This window comes from Ensifer sp. GW101-20A05, from assembly GCF_059424735.1.
In genome coordinates this window covers 164,965-176,814 of the sequence record NZ_JBWKZT010000003.1, presented here as the reverse complement: position 1 = coordinate 176,814, position 11,850 = coordinate 164,965, and the positions used below count along the sequence as shown (strand labels likewise).

The following is an 11,850-nucleotide window of genomic DNA, read 5'->3' as shown; positions in this document are numbered from 1 at the left end:
ATCTAAATATTGCGGACCTGTATTTTTCTTGGCGATTTTCGAGAAAAATCGTAGAGCCGCGTCACAGGCTTTCGACGTCAATCGTCACATGGTCATAGGCAACACAACAACGATGGAGTTGAGACCATGACCGATACGAAAGCCGTCCGCTACGAACAGGAAATCCCGGATGTGCTCGGCGCGCTCGCCGATGTGCACAAGACCATGGACCTGCACGGGCTCGACCGGACGATCCACAATCTCGTGCAGCTGCGCGCCTCGCAGATCAACCGCTGCGGCTTCTGCGTGAAGATGCACACCAAGGAATCCCGCGCCGAGGGCGAGAGCAACGAACGGCTCGACCGAATCATCGTCTGGGACCAGGTGAATGATTTCACACCGCGCGAGAAGGCAGCGCTTGCCTGGACCGAAGCGCTGACCGAACTCGAACCGCGCACCGACTTCGCACCGCTCCGCGCCGAGCTGCGCCAGCACTTCAGCGAGAAGGAGATCAGCGTCATCACCTCGACGGTGGCGATGATCAACCTTTGGAACCGCATCCAGATTTCGAGGCACTGACATGAATGACAGGCAGCACATGCAGATCTTCGAGGAGGCGCGCCCGCGCCTCCTCGGCCTTGCCTACCGCATCCTCGGCTCGCGCGCCGATGCAGAAGACGCGGTGCAAGACACGTTCCTGAAATGGCAGGAGGTCGACAGGGCATCGATCGAAACGCCGGCGGCTTGGCTGACGACCGCCTGCACGCGCCGCTGCCTGGATCTGCTGAAGGCCGCGCACCGCAAACGCGTCGACTATGTCGGCGCGTGGCTGCCCGAGCCGATCCACACGACAAGCGACGACAATGCCGAGGAGAAGCTGGCGCTGACCTCCTCGCTCACCACCGCATTCCTTTTGATGCTCGAGCGGCTGACACCGAAGGAGCGCGCAGCGTATCTGCTGCACGAGATTTTCGGCCAGCCCTATGACGAGGTGGCGGAAACCCTGGACATGCAGGAGACGGCCGCCCGCAAGCTGGTATCGCGCGCCAAGACGAATATCGGCCTGGAGAAAACCCGGCACCAGACCCCGCGCGAGCGCCAGGATGAGCTGCTATCCGCGTTCCACCAGGCAATCCACGGCGGCAACGTCGCCGGACTTACGACGCTGCTTTCGGCCGACGTGAAGCTGACGGCCGACGGCGGCGGCAAGGTGGCGACCGTGCTTGGCGTGCTCTCCGGCAAGGAGACCGTGCTCGCCTTCATCATCGATCGGCTTACCGAATACTGGGCGCATTACGTCTGGGAAATCGGCGACATCAATGGCGGTCGCGGCATCGTGCTTCGGGACGAGGCGAAAAACGAGATCGCCGCGACGGTCGCCTTCGGCTATGACCGTGACGGAAACGTCAACGACATCTTCATCATGCGCAACCCGGACAAGCTCACGCATTTTGGCGAGGCTGCGCTCCACTGACATAGCGGCACCGCCGAGCGAACGCGATCTTCCGATACCGGATGAGCCGGTGCGCGTTCGCTTGCGATGTCCTGCGTGAGGTACTGACATGCTTGAAAAAACTCCCGCTCCCCCACAGGAAGCCGGCTGGCGCGCGCTGCTGACGGGCGAAAACGCCGTGCATTCGCTGGTGCTCAGCGGCGGCGTCGCGCTGCATGCGCTCAACATCTACGTGGTGACGACGATCATGCCGTCGATCGTGCGCGAGATCGGCGGGCTCGAATATTATGCCTGGAGCACCACCGTCTTCGTCGCGACTTCGATCCTCGGCGCCGCATTGTCGGCGCGGCTGCTCGGCGCCGTCGGCGCCGGCGGCGCCTATGCGATCGGCGCGCTCGTCTTCGGCCTGGGGACGCTCTTCTGCGCCACAGCCCCTTCGATGGCGATGCTGCTTGCCGGCCGCGCGATCCAGGGCTTCGGCGGCGGCCTGCTCTATGCGCTCGCCTACGGCGTGATCCGGCAGGTCTTCCGGCCCGAACTCTGGACCCGCGCCATCGGGCTGATTTCGGCAACCTGGGGAACGGCGACCTTGATCGGGCCCGCGATCGGCGGCATGTTTGCCGAGTTCTCCACCTGGCGCGTTGCCTTCTGGTCTCTCCTGCCGCTGACGGCGCTGCTTGCCGCACTCGCCTTCTCGACGCTGCCGCGCAAGGCCACCGGCGAAGAGGAGCGCACGCCGCTCCCTCTGCTGCAACTCCTGCTCCTCGTCGGCATCGTGCTTGCGCTTTCGGTCGCGAGCACGCGCACGATGGCCTCGGAGCAGATCGGCTGCGTCGGCGTTGCGATCCTCCTGTTCCTGAGCCTTCTATTCGTCGAACGTCGAGTGACGGGCAAGCTTCTGCCCTCCGGCAGCTTCACACTCACCTCCCCGCTGGCCGCCCTTTATGCTACGATCACCCTGCTGATGGTCGGCCTGCAGCCGGAGATCTATGTGCCGTACCTGCTGCAAGAATTGCATGGGCTATCGCCACTGGTGGCCGGCTATATCGCTGCGCTGATGTCGATCGGCTGGACGGCGGGATCGATGACAAGTGCTCATTGGCACGGAGAACGGGCGAAACAGACAATCTTTGCCGGTCCGGCCTTCGGTTTTATCGGCCTGGCCCTGATCGCCCTGTTCATGCCGATGGCAGGCGCAGAGTTCCTGGTGATCGCCGCGCCGCTCTGCGTCGGCATCATCGCGGTCGGCTTCGGCATGGGCTTTGCCTGGCCGCATATCGTTACCGCCGTCTACGAATTCGCGCCGGAGGGCGAAGCGGAGAAGGCATCGAGCTCGATCACCACTGTCCAGCTCTTTGCCGCTGCACTCGGCGCAGCGCTTGCCGGACTGACTGCCAACCTCGCCGGGATCGAGGCGTCGTCGGAGGGTGGCGTGGCGCTCGCGACGACCTGGCTTTTCGGTCTGTTCGCGCTGCTGCCCGTGCTGGCAGTGCTGACCGCCAGGCGCGTACGGCGCGCGAGACGCACGGTGGCGTGAGCCTATCGGGCAATGCGGCCCGCCGAAACGACGGCGGGTCGCAACGAAAAGACTGCGGCGTCCCGACTCATTCGATGGAGCGCGGTCAGGAGGAAACGATGGAAGCCGAGGGCATCGGCCTTCATGGCGTGCGCGAAACGCTGCTGATCACGCTTCGAGCGAAGGCTGCGGAGAGCGCACTACCCGATTCTCTTCTGCACGATCGCTTTGCTGCCGAGCTGTTGCGGCGCCTCGACGGCAAGGCGAAAGCGCCTGATGTCGGTCACGACATGACGATCGGCATCGCGATGCGCGCCTATCTGCTCGACCGATGGACCAGGGCTTTCATCGCGAGCCATCCGGATGCGATCGTGCTCAACCTCGGCTGCGGCCTCGACACGCGGATCCTGCGGCTCGATCCGCCTTCCTCCGTCGCCTGGTTCGACGTCGACTTTCCGGATGTCATCGCCTTGCGGCAGCGCCTCTTTCCCGATCGCGTCGGCTGCACTGCAATCGCCTCCTCCATTACCGAGCGGGACTGGATCGACCGCATCCCCGACAATCGGCCGACGATCGTCGTCGCCGAAGGGGTGCTGCCCTATCTTCGCGATCAGGAAGTGCGGGACCTCCTGCGACGGGTCGTCACCTGCCTTGCCGGCGGCGAGATCGTCTTCGACGCCTACAGCCATCTCGGCATCGAACTGCTGCGCTTCAACCCGTCCTTGCGTGCAACAGGTGCTGAGCTTCGTTGGGGGATCGAGGACGCACGGTCGCTGGAGAGGGGCGTGCCCGGGCTGACACTGCTCGAAGACATTTACAACTACGATGCCGCGCAGATCGCGCGCATGTCACCGATGGCGCGGATCGCGATCCAGTTCTTCAGCGCGGTCCCGATGCTGCGCCGTATGGGGCGCCTGCTGCGCTACCGTTTCAAGCAGACATGAAAAAGGCCGCGCCTCGCGGCGCAGCCCCTTGCAAGCAATCGATGTCTGCCGATCAGGCCTTGATCGGCGCGATCGAGATTTCGACGCGGCGGTTCTGCGCGCGGCCGGACTCGGTCGCGTTGGAAGCGATCGGACGCTCCTTGCCGTAGCCCATGGCCGACATGCGGCGCTGGTCGACGCCCTGGCCTGCCAGGTAGTTGGCCACCGAGGCGGCACGGCGCTCGGAGAGGCCCTGGTTGTAGGAGGCGCTGCCGGTCGCATCGGTGTGACCGTCGACGTCGATCATCGTCTTGTTGAACTTGCGCAGCACGATCGCTACCGAGTTCAGCGTGTCGTAGAAGGCCGGGATCACCTGGTCGCGGTCGGTCGCAAAGGTGATGTTCGACGGCATGTTGAGGATGATGCGGTCGCCGGCGCGGGTGACCGAAACGCCGGTGCCCTGAAGCTGGGCGCGCAGTTCCGCTTCCTGGCTGTCCATGTAGTTGCCGATCAGGCCGCCGCCGAGGCCGCCGATTGCGGCGCCCACAAGCGCCGAGTCGCGCCGTCCGGCAGCACTGCCGCCAACGAGCAGACCGGTCGCTGCACCGAGGCCCGCGCCGATCAGCGCGCCGCCGGCGGTGTTCGACATCTTCTGCTCACCCGTATAGGGATCGGTGGTCGTGCATCCCGAAAGATAGATGGCCGCAACAGCCAGAATGGCGCATTTCTTGATCATGGAATCAGTTGTCCCCATTGGTGCTCAAAGGTGCTTCATACTAGCGATTGCGGCAGGAAGATGAAGAGGCGTCCCAATCACGCCATGGTTTACCGGCAAATGCCGGTTTGCTCGGACCGGGTGTGCCGGTCGGGCCACTATAACCGATCCTTCACATGCCCTTGATAGGACGGACATCTAGCGACCAGGATAAATGTGTGCGGCTTTCCGCCGCCGCTCATTGATAAAGACGAGGCAGATTTGATGGCAATCGAGTTCGGCGACACGCAACGCAGTCTCAGCGACACGCTCAACGGCATGATTGCCTCCATTCGCGGCGAGACGATCACGCTGCGCGAACTGATGACCGAGATCGGCGAACAGGGATTTCTGTTGCTCTGCGCCCTGCTGACGCTGCCGTTCCTGTTGCCGGTGTCGATCCCCGGCGTCAGCACCGTTTTCGGCGCCGCAATCATCCTGATCTCCGTATCGATCACCCTCAACCGCCTGCCCTGGGTGCCGCAACGCATTCTCGACCGCAAGATCGAGACAGAAAAGCTAGTTCCGACCCTGCAAAAGGGGGCGAGCATCGTCTCCAAGCTCGATCGCTACGTCCGCCCGCGCCTGGGTTTCCTGACGCAGGGCGCGGTGATGAACCGCTTCAACGGGCTGATGATCATGGCCGGCGGCGTGCTGTTGATGTTCCCGCTCGGGCTCATCCCTCTGTCGAACACACTGCCGGGAATCGCGATCCTGCTGCTCTCGCTCGGCATCATCCAGCGCGACGGGCTGATGGTCGCCGGCGGCTACCTATTCCTGATCGCAACGACTGTCTATTTCACCGTGCTTGCCTACATGGCCTTCGCCGCCGGTCAGGGACTGTCGTCTTTCTTCGTCTCCTGACGAAACTCGTTCCGTGACATTGGGTGAGCCCGGCTGACTGCCGGGCCATTCGTTTTTCAAGCAGCCAGACCGCCGAAGGCCCGGTAGCTGGCGAAGTCGGTGCGGATGCCGAGCGTCTTCATCATTGCCTCGCGATCGAGGCCGAGCTGGCGGTCGAACTCGCCGAGTGCAGCGGCGACCTTGGGCGCGACGTCGGCATTGGCGAACTCGATCATGGTGATGAAATCGAATTGGCCCGGGCCGGCATGCTGTTCCAGGAACAGGTCCTTCACATAGCCATCCTGCTTGCGGATGACGGCCAGCGTCTTGTCCACCAGTTCGACGAACTGCTGCCGCGCCTCGACCGGCACGGTGTACTTGTTGATGCGGTAAAGCGGCGCGACAACGGACGTATTCGATAGGCTGCTCATTACTCTTTTCCTCTGATCTCTTTTGAACAGGAGCAGTCGTACGACCTCAAGTAAAGTTGAGGTCAATAGAGGGCACTGCTGTTTTTCAACAACGAGTGCTCAGCCGGAGAGGCCCGTCAGCACATTGGCAACGTTGAGCCCGATTTCCGGCACGCCGTAGCCGCCCTCCATGCAGACGACGACCGGCAAGCCTGAGCGTTTCAGGGCCTCGCCCATGCGGATGTAGTCTTCAGACGTCAGCCGGAAGAACGAGATCGGGTCGCGCTCGAAAGTGTCGACGCCGAGCGAGACGACCAGCGCCTCAGCACCGAAGGCGGCGATGCGTGACAGCGCGTCGGCCATGGCATCCGACCAGACATCGTAGCCGGTACGACGCGGCAAGGGATAGTTCTTCGTCGTGCCAAGCCCCTCGCCGGCGCCCTCCTCGTCAGCAAAGCCGAGGAAATAGGGGAAGGCATCGACGGGATCGCCGTGGAGCGAGGCGAAATAGACGTCTCCGCGCTCGTAGAAGATATCCTGGGTGCCATTGCCGTGGTGGAAGTCGACGTCAAGCACCGCAACCTTGCGGGCGCCGTGATCGCGCAGGCGCTGGGCGGCACAGGCGGCATTGTTGATGAAGGAATAGCCGCCATAAAGATCGATCGCCGCATGGTGACCGGGCGGACGGCAGAGCGCGAAGGCGGCGCGGTTGCCCGCATGGATGTGGTCGGCAGCCGAGATGGCGCAGTCCATCGCCGCCCGTGCAGCTGCATAGGTGCCTTCGGTGATCGCCGTTTCCGCCGCGAAGGAATAGTAGCCGAGCGCACCGTCGATATCTTTCGGCGGGTGCTGGCGCATGCGTCGGGCCGGGAAACAGGTCGCGATCGCTTCGCCGCGATAGCCGTCGGCGACCCAACGCGACCAGGCGGTTTCGAGGAACTCGAGATAATCGGGCGCGTGCAGCTTAAGGGCGACCTCGAGCTCGTGACGCTCCGGCGAGACGACATCTTTGAAACCCGCTTCCCTTACCGCCGCGAGAATCCATTCGGCACGGAACGGCGCCTCGAAGGGCGGCACGAGTTCGCCACCGAAGAGCTCGGTCTTAGCGTCGCGGAGCTTATGATCCTCGGTGTAGAAGATGCGCATGGGGAGGTGTCCTGAAAGGCAATCGACGGGTGCCGGTACCGTACCCAAGGTTTCGGACTTCGCAACCTCGACGGGGCCCCTCATCCTGCCTGCCGGCCACCTTCTCCCCGCCAGCGGGGCGAAGGAGACTCGCGGCACCCGCTCGCGGGCGACAATAGGCATCGCACCGTGAACCTCCCCCTCACCACGGCTCGGTGCAACAATACTGTGAGGCGGGCTCGTCCCCTCTCCCCGCCCCGCGGGGAGAGGGTTAGGGTGAGGGGCAATTTCACCAATGTCGATCACTCGCTCAACGCGATCCGCTTGTAGAAGAACGTGGTGGCGCAGAGCCCGCCTTCCGGCCACATCGCATAATCGGGAATGACGCCAACGCGCTCCCAGCCCAGGCGCGGATAGATCGCCTCCGCCTCGCTGCCGGTCGCCGTATCGAGCACCAGCAGCGTCTTGCCGCGCGCCGCCGCTTCGCGTTCGACAGCCTCCATCAACCGCCGCGCCAGGCCCTTGCCGCGGGCTGCGCGATGAACGAGCAGCTTCTTCAGATCGCCGCGGTGCGGCTGGTTCGGCATCTGTGCAACGCCGACCTGCACGGTGCCGAGGATGCGGCCCGCTTCCTCCGCCACCATCAGCAGCGTGTCGCCGCCGGCAACCGCTTCGGCGACGCCCTGCCAATAGGCAACCGCGCATTCCGGCGGATAGGGCTGCATGAAACCGACCGAGGCGCCACCCTCGACGCAATCGGACAGTACCTCGGCAAGCGCCGGCATGGCGGCGCGGGCCTGGGTTTCATCGAGCAGACGGATCTGGATATCGGACATGATCAAACCTTGGTGCGGCAGAGGACGACGGCATAGTGAGCCGGCTCATCGTGAGGGTTGTGGAAGATGTGGCCAGCCCCCAGCCCCATGAACAGGCAGTCGCCTGCTTCCAGCGAATGGGAGCCGGATTCGGTTGTCAGTTCCAGCCGACCGGAGAAGAGCCAGAGGTGTTGGGTAATCCCTCGGTCAGACGGCTGCCGCTCGAAGACGACGCGCGCACCCGGCGGAAACTCGACCTCGACGATATCGACCGGCGAGCCGAGGCCATCCGGCGAGACGGAGCGGCGCAGATAGCCGGATTCCGGATCGCGCCAGAGGCGCTGGTCTGCACGCCTTGCAAGCGGAGATGCTTCCTTAGCCTCGAAGGCGAAGAGCGCTGAAAGCGTGGTGCTGAGCGCGCTGCAGAGCTTGGCGAGGAGCTGGGCCGTCGGGCTCGCTTCACCACGCTCGATACGCGAGATCATCGCCCGGCTGACGCCGGAGCTGGTGGCGAGTTCGTCGAGCGTCAGATTCTGCTCCGTGCGCAGGGTGCGAATGCGCTCGCCGATGGCATGTTCGAGGGGGTCGGTGATGTTTTCCATTATTTGAGATTGCATTTCTCATATAGTGGAGTCAAGACTGGGAAAGACTGAAAATACGGGCATGCGATGCCGCTTTGGCGACAGCGCATCGACGGCCTTTCGGCTATCATGGCAGCTTCGTGAGCAGAAACGAGAAAAGCTTACACTTCAATACTTTAGATAGTCCTCATCCATCACGCCAGCGCGCCCGAAGGCGCGGCCTTCCATCGACAGGTTGGACATGACAACGCAGCCCTCCTCGCTGACCTCGATCGCCAGTATCGTTGCCTCGATGACTTCGGTCGCGATCGGCAACGGCATGATGCTCGCCTATGTGCCCTTCGCGCTGACGCGCTCGGACGCGCCGGACTGGGTGCCGGGTGCGGCCGTGACGATGATCGCCTTCGGCGGGCTCGTCGGCTGCGTCATCGCGGGGCCGATGATCCGCCGCGTCGGCCATGCCCGCGCCTTCTCCTGCTCGATGGCGCTTGTCATCCTCTCGGCACTGACGATCGCGCTCGGCATGCACCCGCTTCTCTGGGTACTCGCCCGCGGCATTTATGGTGCATCCGGCAACACCAACTTCATTATCGCCCAGAGCTGGCTGAACCATGCGAGTGAGAACCACTGGCGCGGCAAGGCGATGGCGCTGTTCTACATGGCCTATGTCATCGGGCTCGGCACCGGCGCCTGGCTGTTCGGGCAGATCCCGGCCGATGGCAACCTGCCGCCGCTCGTGACCATCTTTTTCACCGCCCTTGCGCTTCTGCCGATCGGCCTGACGCGGCTGCCGACGCCGCCGGCACCGGCCAAGGTCAGCATCGATATCCCGATGGTCTGGCGCAATTCCCCCGTTGCCTTCATCGGCGTGCTTGCCGCCGGCGGCCTGTCGATGGTGGTGCAGGGCTTCACGCCGATCTATGCGGCCGCCAATGATGTCAGCCAGCGCGACGTCGCCAATCTGATGTTCGTCATGCAGTTCGGGCTCATCGCCATCCAGTATCCGATGGGCACGCTGTCGGACCGGATCGACCGACGCCTTGTGCTGATCGGCACCTGCCTGTTGATCCTTGTCGCCGGTTTCTTCGCGCTCTCCGCCTCCTTCAGCAATCTGATCCTCTTGATGCTGGTCTTTGCGCTCTTTGCCGGCGCGATCGAGACGGTCTATTCGATCGCCAACGCCCATGCCAACGACCGTACGGATCCCGCCGATTTCGTGCCGCTTGCCAGCACCATGCTGGTCGCCTGGTCGATCGCCGCGACCGTCGTGCCGATGCTGGTGACACTGCTGACACCGGTGTTCGGGCAGCGCACTTTCATCTATGCGGCGATGGCGGTTGCAGCACTTTATGCGCTCTTCGTGCTCATGCGACTGAGGAAACGCGACGAGGTGCCAGCAGCCGAGCGCGAAAGCTTCGAGATCAGGAGCGCACAGGTGCCGAATGCCGGCGCGCTCGTCGATGCTGAGGCAGGCGCCGAATAGCCCGATTTATAGTGAACGAAGCCTTCATTTCCCGCTTTGCGGCGGTTGAAGGCACTGCTATATGCGGCCCATGAGCACAACATCTTCGAAGACGCCCCTTTCGCATATCCGCAACTTCTCGATCGTGGCCCACATCGACCACGGCAAGTCGACGCTTGCCGACCGGCTGATCCAGTCCACCGGCGGCCTCGCCGAGCGCGAGATGTCCGAGCAGGTGCTCGACAGCATGGATATCGAACGCGAGCGCGGCATCACCATCAAGGCCCAGACGGTGCGTCTGCACTACAAGGCCAATGATGGCGAAACCTATGTGCTCAACCTGATCGACACGCCCGGCCACGTCGACTTCGCCTATGAAGTCTCGCGCTCGCTGTCGGCCTGCGAAGGCTCGTTGCTCGTCGTCGACGCCTCCCAGGGTGTGGAAGCCCAGACGCTCGCCAACGTCTACCAGGCGATAGACAACAACCACGAGCTCGTCACCGTGCTCAACAAGATCGACCTTCCCGCCGCCGAACCGGAGCGGATCAAGGAACAGATCGAGGAAGTGATCGGCATCGACGCGTCCGACGCCGTGCTGATTTCGGCCAAGACCGGCCTCGGCATTCCCGACGTGCTCGAAGCGATCGTCACCAAGCTGCCGGCGCCGAAGAGCGACGGCGGCGATGCGGCCCCCTTGAAGGCGCTGCTGGTCGACAGCTGGTACGACACCTATCTCGGCGTCATGGTTCTCGTGCGCATCATCGACGGCACGCTCAAGAAGGGCATGACCATCCGGATGATGGGCACCGACGCCAAGTACACGATCGAACGTGTCGGCGTGCTGACGCCGAAGATGGTCGCGATGGATGCGCTCGGCCCGGGCGAGATCGGCTTCATCACCGCCTCGATCAAGGAAGTGGCCGATACCCGCGTCGGCGACACCATCACCGAAGACAAGCGCCCGACCGCCAAGGCGCTGCCGGGCTTCAAGCCGGCACAGCCGGTGGTGTTCTGCGGCCTCTTCCCGGTTGACGCCGCCGATTTCGAGGACCTGCGTTCGGCCATGGGCAAGCTGCGCCTCAACGACGCGTCGTTCTCCTTCGAAATGGAATCGTCCGCAGCTCTCGGCTTCGGCTTCCGCTGCGGCTTCCTCGGTCTGCTGCACCTTGAAATCATCCAGGAACGGCTGGAGCGCGAGTTCGACCTCGACCTGATCGCGACGGCCCCTTCGGTCGTCTACAAGCTGTTCATGACCGACGGCTCGGAACGCGAGCTGCACAACCCGGCCGACATGCCCGACGTCGTCAAGATCGCCGAGATCCACGAGCCGTGGATCCGTGCGACGATCCTGACGCCCGACGACTATCTCGGTGGCATCCTGAAGCTCTGCCAGGACCGGCGCGGCATCCAGATCGAGCTGACCTATGTCGGCACCCGCGCGATGCTGACCTACGACCTGCCGCTCAACGAAGTCGTCTTCGACTTCTACGACCGCCTGAAATCGATCTCCAAGGGCTACGCCTCGTTCGACTACCAGATCACCGACCACAAGGAAGGCAACCTTGTGAAGATGTCGATCCTCGTCAACGGCGAGCCGGTCGACGCCCTGTCAATGATGGTACACCGGATGGCGGCGGAAAAGCGCGGTCGCGAGATGTGCGAGAAGCTCAAGGAACTGATCCCGAAGCACATGTTCAAGATCCCGATCCAGGCGGCAATCGGCGGCAATGTTATCGCCCGCGAAACCATCTCCGCGCTGCGCAAGGACGTGACGGCCAAGTGCTACGGCGGCGACGCCACCCGCAAGCGCAAGCTTCTGGAAAAGCAGAAGGCCGGCAAGAAGCGCATGCGCCAGTTCGGCAAGGTGGAGATCCCGCAGGAAGCGTTCATCGCCGCACTCAAGATGGGCGACGAGTAAGCGGCAGAACCGCATGCTTCTACGTTTGAAAAGGGCGGCCTCGGGTCGCCCTTTTTGGTTTGCCACTAAGA

Annotated in this window: 12 protein-coding genes; 7 read left to right on the top strand and 5 right to left on the bottom strand. The window is 63.4% G+C overall.

All coding sequences use genetic code 11. The features are described 5' to 3' along the window. The first annotated feature begins 126 nt into the window (after positions 1 to 126). From AC070A_RS10045 to AC070A_RS10030, 4 genes are all read left to right on the top strand, one after another. Entirely contained in the window at positions 127 to 558 is a 432-nt protein-coding gene (locus AC070A_RS10045; protein WP_057247860.1) for a carboxymuconolactone decarboxylase family protein, read from the top strand. Position 559: 1 nt separating this feature from the next. Then, complete coding sequence (sigJ, locus tag AC070A_RS10040; RefSeq protein ID WP_057247859.1) at positions 560 to 1,453, top strand: RNA polymerase sigma factor SigJ; 894 nt, start codon at positions 560 to 562, stop codon at positions 1,451 to 1,453. A gap of 88 nt (positions 1,454 to 1,541) precedes the next feature. Further along, on the top strand, positions 1,542 to 2,969 hold the full coding sequence (locus AC070A_RS10035; protein WP_082615691.1) for an MFS transporter: 1,428 nt from the start codon (positions 1,542 to 1,544) through the stop codon (positions 2,967 to 2,969). Between the two features lie 98 nt (positions 2,970 to 3,067). Further along, positions 3,068 to 3,892, top strand: coding sequence for a class I SAM-dependent methyltransferase (locus tag AC070A_RS10030; protein WP_057248233.1), 825 nt, complete (start codon positions 3,068 to 3,070; stop codon positions 3,890 to 3,892). 52 nt (positions 3,893 to 3,944) lie between these two features. Here the strand turns inward: AC070A_RS10030 and AC070A_RS10025 are convergent, their stop codons facing one another. Next, positions 3,945 to 4,607 carry a YiaD family glycine zipper/OmpA-like lipoprotein gene (locus AC070A_RS10025; RefSeq protein WP_057247858.1) on the bottom strand — a complete coding sequence of 221 codons (663 nt, stop codon included), beginning with the start codon at positions 4,605 to 4,607 and terminating at the stop codon, positions 3,945 to 3,947. 243 nt (positions 4,608 to 4,850) lie between these two features. Between AC070A_RS10025 and AC070A_RS10020 the strand changes: the two genes are divergently transcribed. Further along, positions 4,851 to 5,489, top strand: a complete 639-nt coding sequence (locus AC070A_RS10020; protein ID WP_057247857.1) for an exopolysaccharide biosynthesis protein — start codon at positions 4,851 to 4,853, stop codon at positions 5,487 to 5,489. 56 nt (positions 5,490 to 5,545) lie between these two features. Here AC070A_RS10020 and AC070A_RS10015 read toward each other — a convergent pair whose 3' ends face one another. The 4 genes from AC070A_RS10015 to AC070A_RS10000 form a co-directional block, all read right to left on the bottom strand. Further along, a complete protein-coding gene (locus tag AC070A_RS10015; protein ID WP_057247856.1) occupies positions 5,546 to 5,899 on the bottom strand; it encodes a hypothetical protein in 354 nt (117 codons plus the stop codon). 99 nt (positions 5,900 to 5,998) lie between these two features. Beyond that, positions 5,999 to 7,024, bottom strand: a complete 1,026-nt coding sequence (locus AC070A_RS10010) for a histone deacetylase family protein (protein ID WP_057247855.1) — start codon at positions 7,022 to 7,024, stop codon at positions 5,999 to 6,001. 281 nt (positions 7,025 to 7,305) lie between these two features. After that, complete coding sequence (locus AC070A_RS10005; protein ID WP_057247854.1) at positions 7,306 to 7,839, bottom strand: GNAT family N-acetyltransferase; 534 nt, start codon at positions 7,837 to 7,839, stop codon at positions 7,306 to 7,308. 2 nt (positions 7,840 to 7,841) lie between these two features. Beyond that, a complete protein-coding gene (locus tag AC070A_RS10000; RefSeq protein ID WP_082615690.1) occupies positions 7,842 to 8,420 on the bottom strand; it encodes a helix-turn-helix domain-containing protein in 579 nt (192 codons plus the stop codon). Positions 8,421 to 8,640: 220 nt separating this feature from the next. On the opposite strand from AC070A_RS10000, the gene AC070A_RS09995 reads away from it, so the two are divergent. After that, positions 8,641 to 9,882, top strand: coding sequence for an MFS transporter (locus AC070A_RS09995; RefSeq protein ID WP_057247852.1), 1,242 nt, complete (start codon positions 8,641 to 8,643; stop codon positions 9,880 to 9,882). A gap of 70 nt (positions 9,883 to 9,952) precedes the next feature. Further along, the gene (lepA, locus tag AC070A_RS09990) at positions 9,953 to 11,779 is read left to right on the top strand and encodes a translation elongation factor 4 (RefSeq protein ID WP_375293049.1); all 1,827 of its coding nucleotides are present in this window, start codon (positions 9,953 to 9,955) and stop codon (positions 11,777 to 11,779) included. The last annotated feature ends 71 nt before the right edge of the window (positions 11,780 to 11,850 follow it).

Coding starts and splice junctions, on each gene's coding strand:
- AC070A_RS10045 (WP_057247860.1), top strand. CDS start 127: ATGACCGATACGAAAGCCGTCCGCTACGAACAGGAAATCCCGGATGTG.
- sigJ (WP_057247859.1), top strand. CDS start 560: ATGAATGACAGGCAGCACATGCAGATCTTCGAGGAGGCGCGCCCGCGC.
- AC070A_RS10035 (WP_082615691.1), top strand. CDS start 1,542: ATGCTTGAAAAAACTCCCGCTCCCCCACAGGAAGCCGGCTGGCGCGCG.
- AC070A_RS10030 (WP_057248233.1), top strand. CDS start 3,068: ATGGAAGCCGAGGGCATCGGCCTTCATGGCGTGCGCGAAACGCTGCTG.
- AC070A_RS10025 (WP_057247858.1), bottom strand. CDS start 4,607: ATGATCAAGAAATGCGCCATTCTGGCTGTTGCGGCCATCTATCTTTCG.
- AC070A_RS10020 (WP_057247857.1), top strand. CDS start 4,851: ATGGCAATCGAGTTCGGCGACACGCAACGCAGTCTCAGCGACACGCTC.
- AC070A_RS10015 (WP_057247856.1), bottom strand. CDS start 5,899: ATGAGCAGCCTATCGAATACGTCCGTTGTCGCGCCGCTTTACCGCATC.
- AC070A_RS10010 (WP_057247855.1), bottom strand. CDS start 7,024: ATGCGCATCTTCTACACCGAGGATCATAAGCTCCGCGACGCTAAGACC.
- AC070A_RS10005 (WP_057247854.1), bottom strand. CDS start 7,839: ATGTCCGATATCCAGATCCGTCTGCTCGATGAAACCCAGGCCCGCGCC.
- AC070A_RS10000 (WP_082615690.1), bottom strand. CDS start 8,420: ATGGAAAACATCACCGACCCCCTCGAACATGCCATCGGCGAGCGCATT.
- AC070A_RS09995 (WP_057247852.1), top strand. CDS start 8,641: ATGACAACGCAGCCCTCCTCGCTGACCTCGATCGCCAGTATCGTTGCC.
- lepA (WP_375293049.1), top strand. CDS start 9,953: ATGAGCACAACATCTTCGAAGACGCCCCTTTCGCATATCCGCAACTTC.